We start from the raw sequence: 23,355 nt of genomic DNA on the forward strand, positions 1-23,355 counted from the left end.
CTGTTTCGCTTAACGATTTGGAAGGAGGTAACGTACCTGGAACAACGACCGAATACGCAGGCACCCTTCCCATGAATACTTCTCCTGTACGACGATCAATAATTTTAGTTGATGCACTTATAAAAACGCCCATAGACAAAACACTGCCTTGCTCAATCACGACACCTTCAGCCACTTCACTGCGCGCGCCAATAAAACAGTTGTCTTCAATAATTACGGGAGAAGCTTGCAAAGGTTCTAACACCCCGCCAATACCAACCCCACCACTGATATGACAATTTTTACCAACTTGTGCACAACTTCCAACAGTTACCCATGTATCTATCATAGTGCCCGAATCTACATAAGCACCCACATTAACAAAGCTGGGCATTAAAACTACATTAGGAGCAATATACGCTGAGCGCCGCACAACAGCCCCAGATACTACACGAAACCCACCCTTTGTATAATCGCTTTGATCCCAACCTGTCAGTTTTAACGGCACTTTATCAAAAGAACACATGCCTGTTTCCGACTTCATATTGTAATTTTCATTTAATCGAAACGATAATAAAACTGCTTTTTTAATCCACTCGTGAATTATCCAGCCTTTTTCTGAAGGAACCGCTACCCTAAGTGCCCCTGTATCCAATAAAGAAAGCACCTGTTCAACACTCTCCCGCCCTTCACCTTTAGTTTGAGGAGATAAAGACGCTTTTTCTTGCCACAATTTTTCAATTTTCGATTGCAAATTAGAATAATCGTTCATGCTTACTATACCTTAAGTTAAAATTTTATAAATTCATGATTTAGAAGTATGTCCACGTATTAACGTCCCAGAACCGCCTTCAGTAAATAACTCTAATAAGCATGCGTGTGGCACACGTCCGTCCATAATGACCGCTGCCTGTGCACCAGATTTCACTGCCTGTAAACAAGTTTCAATCTTAGGGATCATTCCCCCGGATATTACACCTGTAACGATTGCTTCTTTAGCTTCTTCTTCTGTTAATTCGGGAATTAAATTGCCTTTTTTATCCATAACACCGGGAACATCGGTGAGCATAAAGAGTCTAGATGCACCTACTGCCCCTGCAATACCACCTGCAACTGTATCCGCGTTAATATTATAAGTTTGTCCATGTTTGTCCATACCTATAGGCGCAACCACCGGAATTAATCCAGATCCAGAAAGAGCATAAATAACTCTTGGATCAATATTAACTGGCTCTCCTACTAAACCCAAATCAATAATTTTTTCTTTTTTAAGCGAATCATCCCAAACCTGTTTAGTTAATTTACGAGCTTCAATTAATCCACCATCTTTACCTGATATTCCTACAGCTAACACTCCAGCTTGATTTATGAGCGTAACAACCTGTTTATTAACCGTTCCTGCTAACACCATTTCAATTACATCAATGATAGCTTCGTTGGTAACCCTCAAGCCATCAACAAAGGTCGTTTTAACTTCCATACGTTCAAGCATTTTGTTAATTTGTGGTCCACCACCATGCACAACCACTGGGTTGATTCCAACTTGTTTCAACAAGGCAATATCACGTCCAAAAGCATTAGAAAGATTATCATCTACCATTGCATGACCACCATATTTTACGACAATGGTATCCCCAGTATAACGCCGTAAGTAAGGGAGTGCTCTTGCCAAAACACTGGCTTGTTCATGTGCCTCTTTGGCTGCTTTTTGGACCGAATGTAACGATTGTTGTTTAATCATGACTTAATAAAGACCCTATTCAAACTATCTAGTCACCAACTCTGCTAAATCTGCACGAATTTCTTCAATACCCGTTTTTTTCTGGCTACTCGTCAAACGCAAGATAGGATAAGCCGCAGTATGCGAAGCTATTACCATGCTTAATTCTTTTTCTTTAGAAATTAATTGGGTATAAGACAACCCATCGCATTTGGTTAAAATAATCTGGAAAGTGACCGCTGCTCGATCCATTAATTTCATAATTTGATGATCGCTTTCTTTTAACTCCACTCGAGAATCAATTAAGAGCAATACTCTTAGCAACGTAGGACGTCCTCTTAAAAACGAAAACATCATTTTTTGCCAGTCGTTTTTAACTGTTTTAGAAGCTTTAGCATACCCGTAACCAGGCATGTCCACCAGTACAAGACGGTTTCCCACGTCGAAGAAATTTAACTGTTTGGTTCTGCCTGGCTCGCAAGAAGCTCGAGCCAACATTCTTCGACCCGTTATGGCATTAATAAGACTGGATTTGCCTACATTTGAACGTCCGGCCAAAGCAACTTCTGGAAGAGTGGCAGGTTGCAACTGATCAAGACGTTGTGCTCCAAAAAAGAATTTGGTTTCTTGAGCAAACAAAGCACGTCCTTTTTCAACTTTATGTCGAAAAGCTGCATCCTCAATAACACTGTTAGAATTCTGAATCACCTTCTCATCCTTTAACAGCTTTTTTCTCTTTCCAAGCCATGCGTTTTTGAATCACCAATTGCTGCATAGCCGTCAATAAATTGTTCCAGCTATAATATATAACAAGACCTGCCGGCTGCATGGCCAAAACGAAAGTAAAAATGAGCGGCATAAACTGAAACATTTTTTTCTGCATAGGGTCCATCACTGCAGGATTCAGCCTTTGTTGCAAAAACATTGTGGCGCCAAACACTAAAGGCCATATTCCAACATGTAGAAAAGGAGATATAAAAGACGGATCATAGGGAATTAGGCCAAATAAATTAAATATGTTGGTTGGATCGGGTGCAGAAAGATCATGTATCCATCCAAAAAAGGGTGCGTGTCGCATTTCAATCGTAACATACAAATCTTTATATAAGCACCAGAAAATAGGAATTTGTATTACGATTGGCAAACAGCCACTTGCCGGGTTGACACCTTGTTGCTTGTAAAGCGCCATCATATGTTGATTCATTAAAGTTTGATCGTCTTTGAAACGCTCGCGTATTTCCTTCATTTTGGGTTGTAACGCTTTCATTCTTCCCATTGAATGAAATTGCTTTGATGCTAAAGGATAAAAAACCGTTTTAACAATTAAGGTGAAAGTAAGCAGAGCTAAACCAAAATTGCCCCAAAAATTATTGAGCCAGTCTAAAATAATGAAAATTGGGTAAGTTAAAAACGCAAACCATCCAAAATCAACTGCCTTCCAAAAATCAGGAATTTGGTATTCTTTTTCGTAATGGTTTAACAAATGTACTTCTTTTGCACCTGAAAAAATCCGACCAATTGTTGAAATTGTCTCTCCAGAGGCAACGGTGATGGGCGCCTTAGAGGTAAATTCTACCTGATATATCCCTTGATCACTTTCAACCGCAGATGAGTCTGACTGAGCAATGAACTTATAAGAAACATTGACGTCTTTATCTTGTTGGGGGATAAGTGCTGTTAACCAATATTTATCAGTTATACCAGCCCATCCCCCTTTGGTATCTTTACTCCAGGCTACATTATTCGAATTCTTAGAATCCTGTCTTGCTGTTTTATAAGAAATTTGTTCAAGTCTGTGATCAACTATACCTATGGGACCATCGTGTACCAAATAGCCATTCAATTGTTTAGGTGTATAAGCTCTATCAACGTTCGCATAAAATACAAATGAAGCAGATTTATCCGAACGATTAATGACTTTTTGTTCAATCTTGAACAAAAAATCTTTATCAATAGATATGATTTTTTGAAACTCAAAGCCCTTACCATTGTTCCAGCTTAACGTTACGGGTTGACTGGGGGTTAACTTATCGTGATTTGCTTTCCATATTGTGGATAAACTGGGAACTTTAATCGTTCCAGAATTAATTGGTATCCACCCTGTTTCCACGTAATTAGGCTCTTTTGAATGAACAGTAGACAAAACACGAACTAAAGGAGAATTAGGCTTAATGGTTTCCCTATAGTTTTTAAGTACTAAATCATCGAAAATTGCACCCTTTAAATTGATCGAACCTTGAACCGAATCTGCCTCTATGGCTAACCTAACGTCAGGTCCAGCATCATTTTGAACGTAATGAGTTTTAACGTCTTGAGACAAAAGCGGCGTTTGCTTTTCTTGTGTCAACGTTTTCGACGAATTTTGAACGACTGGATTAGATATTTCTTTTTTGGGTAAAAAATATTGAAAACCAAATAAAAGTAATACAGAAAGCATAGTCGCCAGAAAAAAGCGCTTGTTATCCATTCACAGCCAGCCCATCATTCATTGAATTGAAAAAAAAATCGCTCTATTTTTTTGGAGGTACAGGATCGTATCCTCCTGCATTCCACGGGTTACAACGCATAATACGCCAAATTCCCATTAAAATACCTCTAAACGCACCATATTCATAAATTGCTTTTTGCGTATATACACTACAAGAAGGCTCAAAACGACAATGGTGCCCCAGAATAGGACGTAAAATTAATTGATAAAGGTAAATGAAACCGATAAAAAAAAATTTCATTTATCTCTCAAACTTAGAATCTGCATTACGCAGAGCTCTTTGGAAATCTTTAACAATATCAGAATAAGGTCTATCAATAGTACTTTTACGCCCTACAAGTACCATATCGATACCACAAAAAGAGAAATCTAACGCCGACTCTCTTACAACACTTCTGAGCCTTCTTTTGACACGATTACGCACAACAGCATTCCCCACTTTTTTGGTCACTGTATATCCTACTCTTCCCCAATCGTCATCCGCTCGTCTAAAAAACTGTAGGACTAAACCGGGTGTAGGAATTTTAATGCCGTTCGTTGTCATATTAACAAACTGCGCTCTTTTCTTTAACAGAAGCAATGAAGATTTCGCTTGAGCCAACTTTTATCTACTCATCCTATCTGACAAAAATTATTGCTATTCCATATTTACTTAAGCCGAAAGACGTTTACGACCTTTTGCTCTACGATTGGCTATCACTTTACGACCGCCTACAGTAGACATACGCGCGCGAAAACCATGCCGACGTTTACGAACAATTTTGGATGGTTGGTAGGTACGTTTCACGAAACTCTCTCCTAAAAATACTTATAACTTGACATAAATTATGCGTCGTTGCTAACAAACGAATAACCTGTTTATAAAACTGGGTTATAATCTGAATAGCTGAAATCGTCAATCAAACTCATAGGTTTAATGTTTTTTGATATTAGAAAACGATATATATTATTAACGGAACTTATATTCAAGATGGTAAAAAAAAGAGTTCGACTCAAAGAAAAAAATTATGAAGTACTATAATCTCTCACTACTGTTATCAATCATACTCTTCCTTTTTTGCACTCTCCTTAATCATCTTCATTTAAAAACAGAATATGTTTTTTTGGTTATTGGTTTAACGACATTTATTTTTTTATCTGTGCTAAGTACGATTTTAAAAATAAAAATGGACACACTCAAAAAAAAGCACGAAAAACAACTTTCAATTCTCAGACATGACATAAGGGGTCTTTTATCCCCTGCTCTTTTAATGGCTGATCGTATCTTGCTTAATCAAAGTATTGATGAAAAAACGAAAAAATCTGCAACTATGATTGCTGATTCAATTGAAAGCATAACGCATTATCTCAACCAAATCAAACGTTAATGTAATGGTTTAAGAATTAAAGCTATCAATTTGTATTAATTCGATTTTATAGCCGTCAGGGTCTTCAACAAAAGCGATAATTGTCGTCCCAAATTGAACAGGACCAGGCTCGCGAGTCACTTTACCCCCTGCTTTTCGCATACTATTAACGGTTTCAGTTACATCATTAACCCCAATAGCTAAATGACCAAATCCTGTACCCATTTCATAGGGTGAAGTTTGATCCCAGTTGTAAGTTAATTCAATTTCAGCTTCTCTCTGTGAATTACTACCAAAACCAATATAAACGAGTGTATATTTTCCTTCGGGTACATCTTTGCGTCTTATCTGTTTCATCCCGAGACACGCATAAAACGCTAAACTTTTTTCTAAATTATAAACACGTATCATGGTATGCAAATAACGTCCCATTTTTAAAAAATTCCTTATTTTTTTAAATAGTCGTTGATAAAATTCTTAGGATCATAACCCAACAAAAATATATTTAATGCATTCGCAAGTTCAATCATTTCGTCAGGACATATCAATAATGTTTCCCTGGCTTCGAACGCTATACCTCTTAATCCTGATTGTGACGCTTGCTTAACGGTTACAGGCCCTATGGTGGGCATGTCTGCTCTACGTTCTTGATTAGGTTTTATTTGCTTTATTAATATACCTCCTAACCCCGGCTGTTGATATTCTTTGGCACGATTTAACATAGCATCCGTACCCTCTATTGCTTCTACAGCAATCACCACTCCTTGTTGAACGATACAAGCTTGCCCTATATCTAACTGCCCTAACATCCGATTTACTTCAATACCCTGCGCAATATCCTGCAAAGCTTGTTGATCAGGGTGCCAAGATCCTAGCACGCCTACAAAATCGTTATTTAAAAAATCATGAGCTCCTCGGACAATAAACCCTTCATTTCCCAAAACATTTACCAATGCAGCCAATAACCCGTCATCCCCAGAAAACAATGCTTTACCCAATTTTGCTAATATTTTTACGCCTTCCGCATCGGGCCTTAGATCTTTCCAAGAAGGCCTTTTAACAGGGCCAATAAGTATAAGTTCTTTACAATGATGTTTACGAAGCAAAGAAAGAACATGACCAGCAGCGGCCAATCTTACGTATTCATGTGGCCATGGGGATACAACCTCAAACTCAGCAAAATCTTTGAATGCAATAATAAATACTGAATATCCTCTAGACTGAGCTATTTCGGCAACCTTACCTGGTAAAGGGCCACCTCCGGCCAGGATACCAATAGTTTTCGATTGATTTCCTTCCATAGGCATTAACAATTAATCCGCTTCTAAAGGCGATATTGAACGCCCTACTTTAACCAACCCTCTTCGACTTGGTTGTTCAACAAAATGTATTATTTCTTGTACTTTAGTTACATCAGCGTATTTTTTCTTGACGGATTGAATCCTATCTTCGAAAATTTTGTTATTTCCATCGTCTTTGGGAAACAACATGCGGTATACGTTTCGTAATATGTTCAATTCCGAACTATCGACACCATTTCTTTTTAACCAAATCCAGTGCATTCCTACAAGCTTGGCTCGATTACCTATGACACTCCCATAAGGAATAACATCTGATTCAACACCTGTAACGCCACCAACCAAAGCCCCTTTGCCAATACGAACAAATTGATGTATAGCGGCAGACCCCATTACCCTCGCATCGTTATCAATATGAACATGCCCGCCTAATACAACGTTATTTACAAGAATAACTCTGTTCCCTATGAAACAATCGTGAGCAACATGGGTATTAACCATAATAAGACAATCTGTGCCAATTTGAGTTATTCCTGAGGATCCTGTCCCTCTATGAATGGTTACTTGCTCCCGTACAATGCTCCGATCCCCTATAATGCATCGGGTCGGTTCTCCTTCATATTTAAGATCCTGAGGAGCCAGTCCAATAGTTGTATAGGGATAGTAAATAGAGTTCTTGCCCAGTATCGTATGACCTTCTACGATAACGTTTGCAATTAATTTAACCCCTTCTTTAATAACAACGTTTTCACCTATCATACACCATGGACCAACAAAGACATTATTTTCAAGCTGTGCATTAGGATGTATAATTGCAGAGGGATGAATTTGATTATTCTTTATACTTTTTTTGATAGGCTCAATTTTTTTCGGAGTTTTCTCCATCGTATCCTACTTAAGTTAAAGTTTTATTTAAAAGAATGTTTATATTATTTACACAATTTTTTGGGCAATTTTATCCGCCCATTATGCTTTTAAATATTAACTCATAATCATTGCACTAAAATTGGCTTCCGCAACAGAAACATTGTTTACTTTTGCTATCCCTTTGAACTTCCAAACATTTGCTCGATGGCGCTCTTTTTCAACATAAATCTTTAACTGATCACCTGGAACGACGGGTCTTCTAAATTTTGCGTTATCAATTGTCATGAAATATACAATGCTGCCTTCACAATCTATCAGACTTCTAACCACCAATACTGCTGCCGTTTGAGCCATTGATTCAATAATAAGCACGCCTGGCATAACAGGTTGAGACGGAAAATGCCCTTGAAAAAAGTTTTCATTCGCCGTTACATTTTTAATGCCAATTGCCGATTTTCCTTTAGTAACATCCACCACTCTATCAATAAGCAAAAAGGGATAACGATGCGGAATCGCCCTCATAATTCCTTCTATGTCAATAAGGGGTATATCAACAGAAAAGTTATGCGTGTCAGGATTTTCACTTATTTTTTTTGCTTCTTCGCTCACGTTTCCATCCATTTAACTATTAGCATTTAAAAGAAATATATATCTTATACTCAATCAAAATTATTCATCAAATCAAATTTACTGGGAATCTTTTATAGAGCCACTTTTTGCCAAACGCCTTAAAAAAGCTACATTTTTAAAAAACTCTCTAAAAGGCATTGCTGGACTTCCGATAACATCCGATTTGGCGTCAACATCAGACATAACACCACATTGGGCCCCTATTCTTGCATGATCTCCAATATGGATATGTCCAATTAATCCTGCTTGTGCAGCTATAGTCACAAAATCTCCTAATTGTGTAGAACCCGATATACCTGCTTGTGAGACTACAATACAACATTTTCCCATTTGAACATTATGCCCAATTTGTACAAGGTTATCGAGCCTGGAACCTTGCCCTATAATCGTATTGCATACAGAACCACGATCCACTGTAGAATTCGCTCCTATCTCTACATCATCCTCTAAAATAACTTTACCTATTTGGGGAATGCTAACAAACCCCTTTTCTCCAACAGCAAAACCAAATCCATCTTGACCAATTCTAGCACCTGGAAACAAAGTGACACGGTTGCCAACAATGGCATGGCTTATGCTTACATGACTGCCAATACGACAGTGATTACCAATTTCTACGTTTCGTTCAATAACGCTATGGGAGCCCACAATAGTGTTTTTCCCAATTTTAACCCCACTCATAATAACAACAAAAGGCTCTATTTCAGCACTAGGGTCTACTTCTGAATCGGGATGGATATAAGCTGTGGGATGAATACCTGCTTTAGCAGGAATTTTAGGATAAAATAAAGTAGCTACTTTTGCCCACGCCAAATAAGGATTTTTACACGTCAGAGCGTTGCACCTATTGGGAACTTTATCTTTAAAGGCTGGGGAAATAATAACAATACCCGCTTTAGTTTCTGTTAACAGAGGTAAATATTTTTTGTTGTCTAAAAAAGAAACCTCTGAATACGATGCTAATTGCAAAGGTGCAATACCGGTGTACACATTCTCCTTATTTTGTTGAGATAATGCAGGTAAAATCGAAGCACCTGTAATTTCTGCTAACTGTTCTAATGAAAAAAATCCTGATTTATGAAAAAAGCGAGGATCAGCCGGTTGATTGGTTTTTAAATTATTATTCACAGTGATTTCCTCGCCCTATATCTTAAAGCTTATTTTGCTGGTTGTTTTATGACAACGCTTTTTTCCGGAGCCGACGGTGTCGATTGTACATCACCAGTAGTGGGCATAGTTCCAGATTTTGCTAATTCTTCAGGGTCAACATTTGCCGCTGGAATAAATACAGAAGGTAAATTTTTATTAAGCTCTTTTGATACCTCATCGGTGATATCCAATTCATTAACGCTTAACGCAACTTGCTCTCTGTGTAAAACTAAATTCATATTTTTACTAAAAGCAACTTTTTGAATAATTTGTACCAATTCACGTTCAATCTGACCAAAAGCAACTTGAGCTGCCTCTTGAATAATTCGACTACGATTGCGAAAATCTTTCTGGGCACTTAAAACTCTTATTTGCAATTTACGTTCACGCATTTGAATTTGATCGGCAGTCATTGATTTTGCTTTAGCTTGTACTTGTTGCTGCTCAGCTCTCCATGATTTTTGTTCTCTTTGAACATCTTGTTGTAAACTATCTCTACGCGAAACTAATGTTTTTTCTGCTTCACGTGCAGCAGTAGATTGCCTCATTACATCTGGGACACTTATCACTCCTACCATAACCTGAGGAGGAGGATTGCTTTTGGCAATAGGAGCAGGGGTTGGAATAGGAGGTAGTGGCAGTATAGGCTGAGTTTGTTGATTCTGCATATTCATTTGTGCATTATCATCCATAGCAGAATCAGCAATGGGTGTTTCTTCTCCTTTATTTGCCTGCTGTTTTTTTGGAGCTTTGGTTGTAACAGCAGGTTTAGATTGACTGGTTTTAGGGATAAACCAGCCATTGTTATCTTGTGCGTTTGCTTGCGAGATACACAACGTGGATAAAGCTGGAGCAGCAAGCACTCTTAAAATCGCAAAACATGTTTTAAAATTATTAACCATTATAAATCCTTAAAATTGTTGACCGAAACCAAACCGTACCAATTGAGTGCGATCGTGACTCTGTTTAGCAATTGGATAACCAAAATCAACATTCAATAAACCAAAAGGACTTTTCCAAGAAACACCTACACCCGTACTAACCCTCGGGGTGAGCGTATCCCCATAGATTGCCGTATATTTATTGCCATCTTGAGCAGAATTTGTAAAACGTCTTTTTACTCGCAATCCACTCAATGCGCCTGTATCAACAAAATACCTGCCACTTAACCCCATGTCACGCGCAGCAGGCATTGGAAAACTGATTTGTGCTGAGGCAGTATACATAAACCTACCTCCTAAGAAATCTTCTTGATCATGGCCTTGTATAGGGTAACTTCGGGGTCCAACACCACCATCATAAAATCCTCTAAGGTTGCTGCCTCCTAGATAAAAGTTATCAATAATAGATGAATCGTTTTTATCCCCCCAATCTGCGATATAACCTGCTCCACCTCTCAAACTAAATGTCCAATCTCTATTATTGGTTATATCATCTAGCGGAACATATTGAGCTAAATCAACTTTACCCCGTACATATTTAGCTTTACCACCCAAACCAGCAAAATCTCCACCTAATTTCACCATACTTCCTGTATGTGGATCCATGCGGTTGTCTCTCGTATCATACGCAATAGTTGTGCCTATTTGAGATAAAAAGGAATACCCTTCTTGATCTAAAACATAATAAGAGGACTTATCCCAAATATCGTGAACTCTTCGATCCATTATAGAATATGTCCACTGTTGAGATAACACGTTATTAAAGGCATAACCTATTCTAAAAGAAGCTCCTAAACGATCTTCTGCATAATTTTGGTACGTTTCATAATCATTGGAAAGGTAAAATATATCAATACCTGCCACCATATTTTTATTAAGAAAATAAGGATTCGTGATCGACAAATCGACTTGTTTGGCCCAATACGCTGCGGTACCATTAATTCCTGCGTCTATTCCTGTGCCCAGAAAATTCCGTTGCCGCAAACCAATATTTCCTAATATACCTGAATCGGTAGAATACCCCCCACCAAGAGAAAACTCTCCGGTAGGTTTTTCCTCAAGATTCAAAGCTACCACACGCTTGTCTGGAGCTGATCCCTTAACTTGGTTAATATTAACTGTTTTAAAGTAACCAAGATCATCCGCAGCCTGTTTAATATATTTTTCGGTTGTATCTGTGTAAGGATCGTTTTCAGCAATAGGCAATTCTCTACGTATAACGTCATCTTCTGTGACCGTATTGCCATTAATATCAATCCGCTCAACGTATACCCTAGGTCCATCCATAACATCGAACAGCAAATCTACAATTTTTTTCTCTGGATTACGCGCTATTTCAGGTCGAACCACAGCAAACGAATGTCCTTTTGATTGCAACGTTTCTTGAATGTTCTTAGCTACGTCATCTATTTCTTTGCCATCGTAGATTTGTCCTTTGCGCATTACTATCATTTTACGCACGTAATCAGAACTCACCCCTTCCAGATTAGATCTTACATCAACCTTTCCTAAACGGTATTGAGGACCTTCTTGCATGGTATATGTAATATAAAAAGATCGATGATCTGGCGACAATTCACCTGTAGAGTTGATTATTTTAAAATCAACGTAACCATTTCTGAGATAAAACATACGAATCAACTCAGCATCATATTTAATTCTCTCCGGATTATATTCATCCGCTGAAGAGAAAAAACGATACCACGCTGTTTCTTTTGAGGAAGTAACTTGACTTAACCGGGCTTCACTAAACGCATGATTGCCTACAAAAGTTAGTTTTTCAATTAAAGTTTTAGGACCTTCATTAATTTTATAAATAACATCGACCCGATTTCTTGATAAATGAATAATTTGGGGAATCACGGTCACGGAATAACGACCTTTTGCCGCATACATACCCAGTATGTGATCGCGATCCGCTGAAACCAATGCTGGAGAATATACAGATCGTGCGCGTAATGACGTATATTTTTTTATTTCGTCATCTTTGAGCTTTTTATTTCCTTCGTATTGTACACGATTAATGATTGGATTTTCAACCACAATTACTTTTAATGTTGAACCTGAACGCTGTAGAGAAATGTCCTGAAACAACCCGGTTGCATACAATGTCTTTAAAGATCGATCTAATAAATCTTTGTTAAAAGGATCACCTGGTTGAGCAAGCATATAAGATAATACCGTAGACGTTTCAACCCGATCATTCCCGATAACTTGAATTGTTTGGATTATGCCTGTTTTATTTTTTTGATTTTTGTCGATGTTTTTCTTTATATGTCGTCGACTAGGTTGAGCTTTTTTACTGTGGATTAAAGTTGAACTTTTATTCACTGTCTGAGCATATAATGAATTGCTACAAATAAATGGAAATAAGCAAACAGATGCAAATAGAGCCGAACGTTTACCTGACAAATCAGCCACCTTTTTAAAATAATGGAAAACCCATCATATTGCACATCACAAGAAATATAGTTTCCAGTAACAATATAATATCAATAGCAGAAATTATCTCTTTTTTTTAGAAATTGACAAGCACTTGTCTTTCTCAAGCATTTAGATTTTAACTACTGTGACCTGTAAGCCAACGTATGACCCCTAATTGCAATACATCGTTGTAAGTTGAAAAGATAAAGAGAAACAAAATTAAAGCGAACCCTAATTGAAATCCCCACGTTTGTATTTTTTTTGGTACAGGCTTACGCATAATTGCTTCTAGCGCATAAAAAACCAAACGTCCACCATCAAGGACCGGAATCGGAAATAAATTTATTAACCCAAGATTAATAGATAATATTCCCATGAAATAAATTAATTTAGAAATCCCACCCTGGGCAACAGCGCCTGATAATTGCGCAATACGTAAGGGGCCGCCAAGTTCTTTTGCAGAACGCTTACCCATTATCATTTCTTTTAGGCCACCCAAAGTTTTAATCGATACATCCCATGTTTCTTTAACCGCATTGGTCATAGAATTCATAAACGTCATAGGCGAGCCTGCAACAGGCTTGCCCTCAAGCTCTATGCCTAATTGACCGATTAATCTCCCATTCTGTGCAATTGAACCAATAACGATGGGTAAAGAATGCTGCGTTCGATTTCTATCTACAATAACATGTGTAGCTAAATTAGGATGGGTTTTAGAAAATTGTATTAACTGTTCTACATCTGGACGAACGATCGAACCAATTTGTACAATGGTATCATGAACTTGCAAACCTGCTTTGTCCGCAGAACTATTTGAAAAAATTTTCATAGCAACCGGCTGCACGACTATTTTACCAGAAAAAAAGAAAACACCAGCAAACAGTACAATTGCCAACATAAAATTAAAAAATGGCCCTGCGGCGATTACTATGGATCTGTCTAATACGGGCTTTTCGTGAAATGTTTTCCCCGGTAACCAGGTTGATTTTTCTTCCTGTGTGGCTTCATCTGGATCTTGAAAGCCATGTGGTTTTACATATCCACCAAGAGGTATGGGACAAATTCTCCATTCCGTTCCCACTTTATCGTACCATCGATAAAGTGGTTTACCAAATCCTATAGAGAATACATCGACATGGACGCCCCTCCATCGTGCAGCTAAATAATGCCCAAGCTCATGAATAAAAACAAGGATTCCTAAAACGAAAGCAAATGCTACGATAGCTCTAAAAACTTCAACCATAATCGATTCTCTTTTCTTATATCGTCAGCAAGAGCTAAACTGCTTTATCCATGATTTGGCAAAATATCTTGCTTGCAAATCCCAGTATAAAACCTCCTCTAAACTTTTCGCCTCAACGTTCCCCACTTTTTGCATTACCCATTCCACAACAGCTGGGATGTTCAAAAAACTTATTTGCTTTTTTAAAAACGCTTCCACAGCAATCTCATTTGCTGCAGACATAATCGTTGGAACACTTTTACCTATCCGCAAAGCCTCTCTAGCCAACCGTAAGGCAGGAAACCTAACAGCATCAGGTTTTTCGAATTCTAAACTGGCACATTGAGTTAGATCCAATCGTTTAACATTTGAACGCATGCGTTTAGGCCAAGCTAAGGTATGAGCAATTGGAATACGCATATCGGGTTCACCTAATTGTGCTAGAACACTACCATCCTCATATTCGACCATACTGTGTACAACCGATTGGGGATGAATCAAAACATCTATTCTTTCTTCAGATAAATTAAATAATCGCGCTGCCTCAATAATTTCTAGCCCTTTATTAAACATCGTTGCAGAATCTATCGTAATTTTTGCTCCCATAGACCAGGTAGGATGTTTCAAAGCTTGTTCAAGCGTAACGTCTTTCATAGCTTGCCAAGAGGTATTTCTAAAGGGTCCGCCCGACGCAGTCAAAATTATTTTTTCAACAGAATGATACTGTTTATCTGCCATAGACTGAAAGATAGCGTTATGCTCTGAATCAACTGGTAATAACGTTGCACCAGATTCACGCACGGCCTCAAGCATAATTTCACCAGCTGAAATAAGAGCCTCTTTATTTGCTAACGCGATAAAATGACCGTTTTTAACCGCTGCCAGAGTAGGCTCTAAACCTATAGCCCCTGTTATAGCTGCCATTGTCCAATCAACAGAGATAGAAGCAGCTTCGATCACCGCTTGCCTTCCCCCTGAGACGTTTATTTTATACCCTGATAATAATTTTTTAAGCTCTTCAAGCAAAGTCTCATCAGCAATCACAGCAAATTCAGCATTCAGCGCAATAGCTTGTTCTGCTAATTTTTTAACATTTTTTCCACCCACTAAGGCAATGGTTTGAAAAGACGTAGGGGCTTGAAGGAGCAAATCAACTGTGGAGCATCCTATACTACCTGTACAACCTAAAATAGAAACTCTTTTCATTATGGAGACTATCCCTTTAAACTTTCCAAATTCAATCGAACGGGTAATGTAACTCTAGGTATAGAGGAATACGTAGGTTTAGAATACAAAAGCTCACCTCCCCAGCGCTGAAAAATTTTATTCGCTGGTAAAGACCAAGAAAAAAATGCCATAAATATAGAAGCAAATACAAGTGCATCAAAACGATCCAAAACCCCGCCGTGACCAGGAATAAGCATTCCTGAGTCTTTGACACCAGCGTACCGTTTTAACTTACTCTCAGCAAGATCACCGATTTGAGAAATACTACTTACCAATATACTTAACAAAAAACCACCAATAAAAGCTCTTATATCATTACTACAATACGAAAAAATATAATATCCACCTACTATTCCCGAACCAATCAAACCTCCAATCGCACCAGACCACGTTTTGCCTGGTGACACAGAAGGAATTAACTTTCTGCCTCCAATCATTTTACCAACCATATAGGCACAACTATCACTCACCACAACAACAAGAACAACATAAAAAACCACCCACATTTGTGCATTGGTCATCAAACGCAACCACAATAGTGAAATACCTGCACCACCAATAAGGACAGAGCCTAACCATAGCGGCGGACCAAAAATAAAAGAAAAGGCCCCGACTATGAGAATAGCTGGCCACCACATATTGCTGATAACCGCATAATAAGCAACCAGTGGCCATAATAAAAAAAGAACACTATTAAAATGCACTCGTTTTATATTAAATAGATTTAACCATTCATAAGCCATCCCCACACTAACTAAGCCAACAAGCCCTATATAAGGCCATCCCCCTAAATAAATACAAACCACCGCAATGGGTATAATCAGTAAGGCAGACCCAATTCGCAAAGGAAGATCTTGCCAGGATGATTCAGTTTTTTGTTTCACTTATTTTATTCCAGGTCTAGCGCCAAATCTTCTTTCGCGTTGTAGATACATATCAATAGCTTCATTATAGTCTTGTGCTTTAAAATCAGGCCACAAAGTTTCTAAAAAAATAAGTTCCGAGTAAGCAGACTGCCATAATAAAAAATTAGAAAGTCGACATTCTCCACTCGTCCTAATGATTAAATCGGGATCAGGGATATTATGAGTAAATAAATAATTTGAAAACAGCGATTCATCAACGGCGTCAAGACTAATAGCCCCTTTTTTAACATCTTGAACTATTTGTTTTACAGCTTGAATCACTTCTCCCCTACCACCATACGACAACGCCAATATTAAAACTAATCTTGTATTACTCTTTGTTAGCTCTTGAATTCGATGCAATTCTTTTTGTAATTTTGGTTCAAAACGACAAATTTCTCCAATAATACGGACGCACACACCCTCTTTATGAAGGTTACGTGCTTCATATTTAATATAGTAACTTAATAAAGAAGTTAAATCTAAAACCTCCTGGGGAGTACGTCGCCAATTTTCTGAAGAAAAAGCATACAGTGTTAGCCATTTTGTTTGATTATTAATAGCTGCTTCAATGCAACGTTTTACAGATTGAGCGCCTTCTTTATGCCCCGCTATTCTAGGGAGCCCTCGAGCTCGAGCCCAACGACTATTACCATCCATAATAATAGCAACATGCTGAGGCAATATTTTAGTATTATGATTAAACAATTGTTTAGGTCTTGCCCCACAACGCGCAGTCGAAACGGTCATATTTAGGTTCAATCATTGATTATTTTTGTTTTTTCAAACCTGCTTAATATCGCGTTCTTTTTCAGCAAAAATCTCATCAATTTTTTTTACAAACTGATCCGTTACTTTTTGAATTTCTTCAGACCAATCTTTTACATCATCTTTACTAATATCACCGTTTTTCTCAAAATTTTTTGTTTTATCCATGCCATCTCTTCTAACGCCACGCACCGCCACCTTAGCAGCCTCTGCATATTTGGAAGCCATTTTGACCATTTCGTTACGCCGTTCTTCGGTTAACTGAGGAATAGGAACACGAATAACTTGTCCATCTGGCATTGGGTTTAAACCGAGACCACTTTCCCTTATGGCTTTATCTACTACAGCAACCAACGTTCTATCCCAAACCTGAACGGACAACATTCTTGCTTCAGACGCAGTGATTGAAGCAACTTGGGTAATAGGATTTACAGTACCGTAAGCTTCCACGCGAATAGGTTCCAATAAAGCTGGAGAAGCTCTTCCTGAACGTAATCCAGCTAAATCATGTTTAAAAGATTCAATCGCTCCTTGCATACGACGTGTTAAATCTTTCTTCAAATCATCAATTTCATCAACCACAAATAAACCCTTTAAATAATGATTTTCATACTAAACAAAAAAATTAAACTACTACTTTGGTGAATGTACCTTGCCCTTGAACAACTTTTAAAAAATTACCTTTTTGATGAACGTCAAAGACAATAATTGGCAAATTATTTTCTCTTGCAAGGCTAAGGGCTGTTGCATCCATAACGTTCAGTCCCATAGATAATGCCTCTGTATACGTTAATACATCATAACGTTTTGCATCTGGATTTTTCTTTGGGTCTGAATTATATACCCCATCAACTTGTGTACCTTTTAGCATAAAATCACAATGTGTTTCAACTGCTCTTAATGCAGCGCCAGTGTCTGTTGTGAAATAAGGATTGCCCGTCCCAGCCGCAAAAATAATTACCTCTTTATTGTTTAAATACACTAATGCTTTATCCCGTACATAAGTTTCTGCAACTTGAGGAAGTGCAATGGCAGACATCACTCGACTTTTGATGTGATAACGTTGAAATACACTATTAAGCACAACAGCATTAATAACAGTGGCAAGCATCCCTGCGTAATCGCCTTTAACTCGATCTATACCTTCACCCGCAGCATTTAACCCACGAAAAATATTTCCTCCACCAATCACAACGCAAACTTCCACACCCAGACGAATAACGCTTGCTATATCCTCAATTATGGCATTGACAACGTCAAAATCTATACCGTATCCTTTTTTTCCTAATAAAGCTTCACCAGAAACTTTTAATAATACTCGTTGAGGAAGAAGATTTTTATTCAATGAAGACATGATATCACACGTTATACCCGCTATGGACGATGTCGAATACTACAACAGCATACTTTATTTTAAAAGCAATGAATTAAAAACCGAAAAACTTGCTTAAATTATTATAAGTTGCTTAACCCTAAAGCTCTGATACGAGCATTTTCCTCATCCCACCCTTTTTTTTCCTTAACCGTTAAAAAAAGATGACATGGTTTTTCTAATAAACGAGATAACTCTTTACGAGCTCTCTCCCCAATGGAACGAATTTTACTTCCTTTTTCCCCAATAATAATAGCCTTATGATTGGCTCTTAAAACATAAATTGTAGCGTCAACACGTATAGAACCATCTAATTTCTCTTTAAAACTATCCGTTTCTACCGTCACAGAATAAGGAATTTCTTCATGAGTCAGTAAAAAAATTTGCTCTCTCACTAGCTCTGCGGCTAATAAACGGTCCGGTAAATTGGTTAAATCATCGTCAGGATATAACCAAGGTCCTTGAGGAAGTCTATAAGATAGCTCCTTTAACAAATCCTCAATACCATCTCCTTGCTTTGCACTAACCATCATAGTTTTCTCTGCGGAAAGAAGTTGGTTCAATGAAGCGGTTAAAGGTAAAAGTTTTTCTCGATTAACTTTATCCACTTTGTTTAATATAATCCACAAAGGCCCAGAAATTTCCTTCAAGCGATTTATAATTACCAAATTTTCTTCATTAAGGCCCACTTGGGCATCAACGATAAATAAAGTGATATCTGCATCCGTTACGCCTGACCAAGCTGCAGAAACCATAGCCTCATCAAGCTTACGTTTAGGTTTAAAAATACCCGGAGTATCGATAAGCAAAATTTGAGATTGCTTGTACATAACAATCCCCAACACGCGCATTCTTGTTGTTTGAGCCTTCGGGCTAACAATAGACAATTTAGCCCCAACCATTCTATTAAGTAAGGTCGATTTTCCCGCATTCGGTGCACCAACCAACGCCACGAAACCACAACTCGTCATAGATATTTTACTTTTCAACAATTTTATTTTTGAGTTTCTTTAGCTTTTTAAGCAATATTTCAGCCGCTGCGCTTTCAGCCAATCGCTTACTCCCTCCACTTCCAACCCCTTCTTGACCGTACGCGCTTACTTTAATAACAAAAACTGGTGTATGAGAGGGACCTTCTTGGGATAGCAATTCGTAAGAAGGCAAAACTAGCCCTCTCGCTAAAACCCATTCTTGCAAGGCAGTTTTTGGATCTTTTGGAGGTAGAGGCTGAGATTCAATAATGTCCTCCCATTCCCTCCTTACTATTTTTTTAATGGGTTCTAATCCACCATCTAAATATATTGCTCCAAGAATTGCTTCAACAGCATCAGCTAAAACGCTGTCAATATGATGAACTCCAACCTTTTCTTCATGAGACGCAACATGTATGGCTTCAAAAATAACCAACCGTTGTGCAATTTTAGCTAAAATAGGCTTGGAGACTAGAAGCGCATGTCTTGGACCCAAATCCCCTTCTTGTTCATTAGGGTAACGCTCCAGCAACCATTCGGCCATCACTAATCCTAATACGCGATCCCCTATAAACTCCAACCGTTCATTAGAGCTTACTTTTTTTCCTTTTTGACGTGAGGAACGGTACTCATAAACCGCAGAGCGATGCGTCAACGCTTTTTGAAAAAGCGTTTTAGAGTTAAAACAATAGCCTAATCGTTCTTCTAGCAACTTTTCTGAGGGTTGTAATTGAATTGTTTTCTCTACTTTCATTGTACTGCCTTAAATAATCGGTTCCAGCGTATCTCATAAGGCCAATACCAAAATTCCCACCACGCGTATTTTTGGTCGAAAGAGAAAAAGACAAAACTAACTTTACCAATAAGGTTTTGTATAGGAACATACCCTAAAAAATTTTGATTGTCTGGATCAATAAAACGACTATCCGCGCTATGATCTCGATTATCACCCATAGCAAAAAAATACCCCTTAGGAACTTGATAAGGAATGGTATAATTTACATTTAACTGTCCATCGGGCAAATAATTTGAAGAATCGTATTGCATTTCTGGTTTTTGAAGGATGTCGTACTTGACGATTTTACCATTCTTATCGGGCAAAAATTCTTCGTACAAATTTTCAGTCAATAAGCCAGATATTGGAGATTCTTTGTAGGTTAATGTACCTTTACTTTTTCTCTTAACTTCTTGGCCATTGATATATAAAATGCTGTTTTTAACTTGAACCGTATCTCCAGGCAAACCAATAACGCGTTTAACGTAATAATAATAAGGTGGCTTTGTACTTCTAAACACAGCCACATCGCCTCGTTTGGGTGGAGTATACCAAATTCTTCCCTCAAAATTAGGTTGCGAGAAAAGAAAAGAATACCTCGAATATCCGTAACTGAATTTATTGACAACAATATTGTCGCCTATAAGTAAGTTAGGGATCATCGAACCGGATGGAATACTGAAAGGTGCAAATAAAAAACAGCGTATAATGATTACCACGATAACAGCCGTTAAAATAGTAGTAATAAACTCCTTAGATTGCCGGAAAAAACCATTATGCTCCGAGGTAAAAGGGGGGGGTGATTCGTTGCACAATGATTGATTTTCAGAATCAATTTGTTTCTTTTTTTGATCTGACTGTTCAATCTCTTCATTAAGTTTCTTGCTAATGTTTTTACTCACTTCAACTATTTTGCTATCAAATTTTGTGTTCATTTTTCGGATATTTAACCTTGTTTATTATTTTACAACCTTGCGGCATTCCCGATCTTCCTAGACATTAATCTTTTAATGTTTCAATAATAACATGTGCCACCGCATAAGGATATTCATCGGTCATTGTTAAGGATATGTTCATTAACCCCGATCCAATCAAATATGCTAATTGATTTGCAGCTCCATGAGCGAGTTTTAATGTAGGTTTACCAGAGGGTAAATTAATAACTTCAATATCCTTATAAAAAACACCCTTTGAAAAACCTGTCCCAAGTGCTTTAGCACAAGCCTCTTTAGCAGCCCAGCGTTTAGCATAAGTTCCTAAGCGATTCTTTCCCGCCCTTTTTTCAGCTTGTTGTATTTCAAATATAGTAAATATTCTAAAAAGAAAACGTTTACCAAAACGTTCAATAACCTTTTCAATTCTGCGGATATCACATAAGTCCAACCCATTACCAACAATCATTTTTTTCTCTATGAATGAGAACGTTCAACATAAACAATATTTTTAGCCATTTGTAATCCTAAAATCAGAGAATTTAAATGCTGTACATCCTTAACTTCAACGTCTAATAATGTCTCAATAAAATCAATATGACGATTAACAATTTTTAAATTAAGAATGTTTCCTTCATACTGAGAGATACGATTAGTAATAGTAGCCAAAAGATTTTTATCATTTTCGCCAACAACTTTAATTCTACTTACATAATTTTTTTTAGAATCCTCACGCGAAAGAATATCATAGTCCCAATCTAAACTCATGAATCGCTCTGGAGTGGATGCAAAACTGCTTAAGGTTGGGCACGTTTTCCTATGGACCGTTATCCCTTTTCCTGTTGCAACAATACCAACGATTTCGTCACCGGGTAAGGGATGACAGCACCCGGCAAAACTGACGGCTATGCCTTTGACCATACCTTTTAACGGGACAACATTTTTGGAATGATCAACGCGATTGGTCTGAGCGAGAGGTTTAATTTTTTCAGATAACCCTGGAATAAATCGAAATGATTTTCCTATTGGCTTTAATTCAGGATAAGCAGCATAAACGACCTCTTTAGGGGTGAGAGTATTTCCCCCTACCGCGATATATAAGTCCGAAAGAGATGGTTGCTTTAAATTTTTTAAAATAGTTTCTAAAATTTTTTGTGAACCATCTACCCCTTCTTGACGAAAGGCTTTAGCAAGAGCAACACGCCCGGCTTCGAGTTTAATATGTTTTTGTTGCGTACTTACAAAGTGTCTTATTCTAGCTCTTGCTTTACCGGTTACAATAAAGCGTTCCCAAGACGGAGAAGGATTGCCTTCACGGGCAGTCATGATTTCAACTTGATCACCATTATCCAGTTGTTGTCTTAAAGGTACTAAACGCCCGTTTACCTTTGCACCTACACAACGATCCCCAACCTGACTGTGAACAGCATACGCAAAATCAACAGGCGTAGCCCCTTTAGGTAACTGAATCAATTCTCCTTTAGGAGTAAAACAAAAAACTTGGTCTTTATAAAGTTCAAGCTTAGTATTTTCTAGAAATTCATCAGGTGCACTGGAGTCCTCTAAAATCTCGAGCAAATCCTGCACCCATCTTAATTTTTTTAATTTCGGAACAATTTCTGTAACTTCATCACCGAGTTTCTGTTTTTCAGAAGAAAGAGTGAATGGCAACTGTTTATATATCCAATGAGAAGCAACACCATTTTCAGCAATATCATGCATTTTTTTAGTACGTATTTGAATCTCAATCCGTTGATTACGAGGTTGTCTCAGCGTTACCCCTGTATGAATGCTTTGGTATCCATTCGCTTTAGGCGTTGATATATAATCTTTAAAACGTCCCGAAACAACAGGATATTGGCTATGAACCACACCCAAAGCACTGTAACATTCTTCTTTAGTATCGACGATAATACGAAAAGCCATAATATCGGAAAGCTGTTCAAACGTAACTTGCCTATTATTCATTTTTTCCCAAATCGAATAGCAAGATTTTTCTCGTCCTGTTACCTCCACGCTTTTGATGCCAGCTTTCAAACAAATCTCTTTTAACTCATGACAAACATTCTCAACAACATCTGCCCCCTGACCTCTTAAAAAATTCAATCGCGCTCTTATTGAAGCATCTGCCTCTGGTTCTAAAACTGCAAACGCAATATTTTGTAATTCAGTTTTAAGATTATCAACACCAATTCGCTCAGCCAAAGGTGCATAAATATCCATTGTCTCCCTAGCAATACGCTGTCTTCGGTCAAGTCGACGTACATAGTGTAACGTACGCATATTATGAAGACGATCTGCAAGTTTAACAATAAGTACACGTATATCTTTTGACATAGCC

26 protein-coding genes are annotated in these 23,355 nt (G+C 37.8%); 1 reads left to right on the top strand and 25 read right to left on the bottom strand.

The window, feature by feature from the left end; all coding sequences use genetic code 11:
• The 7 genes from AABE15_RS00245 to rpmH all read right to left on the bottom strand — a co-directional run.
• Positions 1 to 751 (bottom strand): 2,3,4,5-tetrahydropyridine-2,6-dicarboxylate N-succinyltransferase (locus tag AABE15_RS00245; RefSeq protein ID WP_338329270.1); only part of this gene is annotated, 751 nt, incomplete at its 3' end.
• A 33-nt stretch (positions 752 to 784) separates the two neighbouring features.
• Entirely contained in the window at positions 785 to 1,720 is a 936-nt protein-coding gene (gene argB, locus AABE15_RS00250) for an acetylglutamate kinase (protein WP_338329271.1), read from the bottom strand.
• Positions 1,721 to 1,744: 24 nt separating this feature from the next.
• Positions 1,745 to 2,407: a ribosome biogenesis GTP-binding protein YihA/YsxC gene (gene yihA, locus AABE15_RS00255; protein ID WP_408870230.1), complete on the bottom strand. Its 663-nt coding sequence runs from the start codon at positions 2,405 to 2,407 to the stop codon at positions 1,745 to 1,747.
• Between the two features lie 4 nt (positions 2,408 to 2,411).
• On the bottom strand, positions 2,412 to 4,166 hold the full coding sequence (gene yidC / locus AABE15_RS00260) for a membrane protein insertase YidC (RefSeq protein WP_338329272.1): 1,755 nt from the start codon (positions 4,164 to 4,166) through the stop codon (positions 2,412 to 2,414).
• A gap of 43 nt (positions 4,167 to 4,209) precedes the next feature.
• A complete protein-coding gene (gene yidD / locus AABE15_RS00265) occupies positions 4,210 to 4,428 on the bottom strand; it encodes a membrane protein insertion efficiency factor YidD (RefSeq protein WP_338329273.1) in 219 nt (72 codons plus the stop codon).
• Positions 4,429 to 4,788, bottom strand: coding sequence for a ribonuclease P protein component (rnpA, locus tag AABE15_RS00270; RefSeq protein ID WP_338329274.1), 360 nt, complete (start codon positions 4,786 to 4,788; stop codon positions 4,429 to 4,431). It abuts the gene before it with no gap.
• Between the two features lie 51 nt (positions 4,789 to 4,839).
• Positions 4,840 to 4,974 (bottom strand): 50S ribosomal protein L34, encoded by a 135-nt coding sequence (rpmH, locus tag AABE15_RS00275; protein WP_338329275.1) that lies wholly within the window; start codon positions 4,972 to 4,974, stop codon positions 4,840 to 4,842.
• A 379-nt stretch (positions 4,975 to 5,353) separates the two neighbouring features.
• Between rpmH and AABE15_RS00280 the strand changes: the two genes are divergently transcribed.
• Positions 5,354 to 5,554, top strand: a complete 201-nt coding sequence (locus tag AABE15_RS00280) for a hypothetical protein (protein WP_338329276.1) — start codon at positions 5,354 to 5,356, stop codon at positions 5,552 to 5,554.
• Positions 5,555 to 5,563: 9 nt separating this feature from the next.
• Here AABE15_RS00280 and gloA read toward each other — a convergent pair whose 3' ends face one another.
• The 18 genes from gloA to AABE15_RS00370 all read right to left on the bottom strand — a co-directional run.
• On the bottom strand, positions 5,564 to 5,965 hold the full coding sequence (gloA, locus tag AABE15_RS00285; RefSeq protein WP_338329277.1) for a lactoylglutathione lyase: 402 nt from the start codon (positions 5,963 to 5,965) through the stop codon (positions 5,564 to 5,566).
• Positions 5,966 to 5,979: 14 nt separating this feature from the next.
• Positions 5,980 to 6,840, bottom strand: a complete 861-nt coding sequence (locus AABE15_RS00290; protein WP_338329278.1) for a UDP-2,3-diacylglucosamine diphosphatase LpxI domain-containing protein — start codon at positions 6,838 to 6,840, stop codon at positions 5,980 to 5,982.
• A 6-nt stretch (positions 6,841 to 6,846) separates the two neighbouring features.
• The gene (gene lpxA, locus AABE15_RS00295; RefSeq protein ID WP_338329279.1) at positions 6,847 to 7,716 is read right to left on the bottom strand and encodes an acyl-ACP--UDP-N-acetylglucosamine O-acyltransferase; all 870 of its coding nucleotides are present in this window, start codon (positions 7,714 to 7,716) and stop codon (positions 6,847 to 6,849) included.
• 96 nt (positions 7,717 to 7,812) lie between these two features.
• Complete coding sequence (gene fabZ / locus AABE15_RS00300) at positions 7,813 to 8,307, bottom strand: 3-hydroxyacyl-ACP dehydratase FabZ (RefSeq protein ID WP_408870231.1); 495 nt, start codon at positions 8,305 to 8,307, stop codon at positions 7,813 to 7,815.
• A gap of 78 nt (positions 8,308 to 8,385) precedes the next feature.
• Positions 8,386 to 9,456, bottom strand: a complete 1,071-nt coding sequence (gene lpxD, locus AABE15_RS00305; RefSeq protein ID WP_338329281.1) for a UDP-3-O-(3-hydroxymyristoyl)glucosamine N-acyltransferase — start codon at positions 9,454 to 9,456, stop codon at positions 8,386 to 8,388.
• 29 nt (positions 9,457 to 9,485) lie between these two features.
• Positions 9,486 to 10,379 (bottom strand): OmpH family outer membrane protein, encoded by an 894-nt coding sequence (locus tag AABE15_RS00310; RefSeq protein WP_338329282.1) that lies wholly within the window; start codon positions 10,377 to 10,379, stop codon positions 9,486 to 9,488.
• Between the two features lie 9 nt (positions 10,380 to 10,388).
• The gene (bamA, locus tag AABE15_RS00315) at positions 10,389 to 12,830 is read right to left on the bottom strand and encodes an outer membrane protein assembly factor BamA (protein WP_338329283.1); all 2,442 of its coding nucleotides are present in this window, start codon (positions 12,828 to 12,830) and stop codon (positions 10,389 to 10,391) included.
• Between the two features lie 148 nt (positions 12,831 to 12,978).
• Entirely contained in the window at positions 12,979 to 14,085 is a 1,107-nt protein-coding gene (rseP, locus tag AABE15_RS00320) for an RIP metalloprotease RseP (protein ID WP_338329284.1), read from the bottom strand.
• A 24-nt stretch (positions 14,086 to 14,109) separates the two neighbouring features.
• Positions 14,110 to 15,270, bottom strand: coding sequence for a 1-deoxy-D-xylulose-5-phosphate reductoisomerase (gene dxr, locus AABE15_RS00325; protein WP_338329285.1), 1,161 nt, complete (start codon positions 15,268 to 15,270; stop codon positions 14,110 to 14,112).
• Positions 15,271 to 15,278: 8 nt separating this feature from the next.
• Positions 15,279 to 16,175, bottom strand: a complete 897-nt coding sequence (locus AABE15_RS00330; protein WP_338329286.1) for a phosphatidate cytidylyltransferase — start codon at positions 16,173 to 16,175, stop codon at positions 15,279 to 15,281.
• Complete coding sequence (gene uppS, locus AABE15_RS00335; protein ID WP_338329287.1) at positions 16,176 to 16,946, bottom strand: polyprenyl diphosphate synthase; 771 nt, start codon at positions 16,944 to 16,946, stop codon at positions 16,176 to 16,178. It abuts the gene before it with no gap.
• 33 nt (positions 16,947 to 16,979) lie between these two features.
• A complete protein-coding gene (frr, locus tag AABE15_RS00340) occupies positions 16,980 to 17,501 on the bottom strand; it encodes a ribosome recycling factor (RefSeq protein ID WP_338329295.1) in 522 nt (173 codons plus the stop codon).
• An 88-nt stretch (positions 17,502 to 17,589) separates the two neighbouring features.
• Positions 17,590 to 18,318 (bottom strand): UMP kinase, encoded by a 729-nt coding sequence (gene pyrH, locus AABE15_RS00345; protein WP_338329288.1) that lies wholly within the window; start codon positions 18,316 to 18,318, stop codon positions 17,590 to 17,592.
• Positions 18,319 to 18,419: 101 nt separating this feature from the next.
• Positions 18,420 to 19,307: a GTPase Era gene (era, locus tag AABE15_RS00350; RefSeq protein WP_338329289.1), complete on the bottom strand. Its 888-nt coding sequence runs from the start codon at positions 19,305 to 19,307 to the stop codon at positions 18,420 to 18,422.
• 7 nt (positions 19,308 to 19,314) lie between these two features.
• Positions 19,315 to 20,061: a ribonuclease III gene (gene rnc / locus AABE15_RS00355; RefSeq protein WP_338329290.1), complete on the bottom strand. Its 747-nt coding sequence runs from the start codon at positions 20,059 to 20,061 to the stop codon at positions 19,315 to 19,317.
• Positions 20,058 to 21,017, bottom strand: a complete 960-nt coding sequence (gene lepB / locus AABE15_RS00360) for a signal peptidase I (RefSeq protein ID WP_338329291.1) — start codon at positions 21,015 to 21,017, stop codon at positions 20,058 to 20,060. The genes rnc and lepB overlap by 4 nt, the downstream gene beginning before the upstream one ends.
• A 64-nt stretch (positions 21,018 to 21,081) precedes the next feature.
• Positions 21,082 to 21,483: a holo-ACP synthase gene (gene acpS, locus AABE15_RS00365; protein WP_338329292.1), complete on the bottom strand. Its 402-nt coding sequence runs from the start codon at positions 21,481 to 21,483 to the stop codon at positions 21,082 to 21,084.
• 8 nt (positions 21,484 to 21,491) lie between these two features.
• Positions 21,492 to 23,355, bottom strand: a 1,864-nt coding sequence (locus tag AABE15_RS00370; RefSeq protein ID WP_338329293.1) for a RelA/SpoT family protein, incomplete at its 5' end; no start/stop codon positions are given.

It is taken from the genome of Commensalibacter sp. Nvir, from assembly GCF_963921845.1.
In the GTDB taxonomy this organism is placed as follows: Bacteria; Pseudomonadota; Alphaproteobacteria; order Acetobacterales; family Acetobacteraceae; genus Commensalibacter.